Origin of the sequence: Pseudomonas sp. RL, from assembly GCF_000647775.1 — a bacterium.
In the GTDB taxonomy this organism is placed as follows: domain Bacteria; phylum Pseudomonadota; class Gammaproteobacteria; order Pseudomonadales; family Pseudomonadaceae; genus Serpens; species Serpens flexibilis.
The window spans coordinates 1-866 of the sequence record NZ_JBOY01000213.1; the positions used below are offsets into that span (position 1 = coordinate 1).

At 62.8% G+C, this 866-nt stretch carries 2 protein-coding genes; both read right to left on the reverse strand.

Annotated features, from left to right (window positions below):
• Window positions 1–354 (reverse strand): cytochrome-c oxidase, cbb3-type subunit II (gene ccoO / locus AS93_RS0118285; protein WP_027591916.1); only part of this gene is annotated, 354 nt, incomplete at its 3' end.
• On the reverse strand, window positions 354–866 hold a 513-nt coding region (locus AS93_RS0118290; RefSeq protein ID WP_027591917.1), incomplete at its 5' end, for a cbb3-type cytochrome c oxidase subunit I. The genes ccoO and AS93_RS0118290, both read right to left, overlap by 1 nt.

Genomic DNA, 866 nt, shown 5'->3' on the forward strand with positions numbered 1-866 from the left:
GTCGTCGGAGTAACGACCGCCGACGCGGGCCAGGTCCGGACCGGTACGCTTGGAGCCCCACAGGAACGGGTGGTCCCAGACGCTTTCGCCGGCGACGGAGTAGTGGCCGTAGCGCTCGGTTTCTGCGCGGAACGGGCGGATCATCTGCGAATGGCAGACGTTACAACCTTCGCGGATGTAGATGTCACGGCCTTCGACCTGCAGGGCGGTGTAGGGCTTCATGCCGTCCACCGGCTCGTTGACCACGTCCTGGAAGAACAGCGGCACGATCTGCGTCAGGCCGCCGATTGCGACGGCGATGACCATGAAGATGGACAGCAGGCCGACGTTCTTCTCGAGAATTTCGTGTTTCATCAGTGGGCTCCTTCAACCGCATACTTCGCGGCGGCTTCCATCTCTTCAGGCTTGGCGGCGCGCACGGTTTTCCAGGTGTTGTAGGCCATCAGCAGCATGCCGGCGAAGAAGATGGCGCCCCCGATGGTCCGTACGACGAAGCCGGGGTGGCTGGCCACCAGGGTTTCGGCGAAGGAGTAGGTCAGGGTGCCGTCGGTGTTCACGGCGCGCCACATCAGGCCCTGGGCGATGCCGTTCACCCACATCGAGGCGATGTAGAGCACGGTGCCGATGGTGGCCATCCAGAAGTGGGTGTTGATCAGCGCGATGCTGTGCATCTCTTCGCGACCGAACACCTTCGGGATCAGGTGGTACAGGGAGCCGATGGAGACCATCGCAACCCAGCCGAGGGCGCCGGCGTGTACGTGACCGATGGTCCAGTCGGTGTAGTGCGACAGGGCATTCACGGTCTTGATCGACATCATCGGGCCTTCGAAGGTGGACATGCCGTAGAAGGCCAGGGAAACCACCAG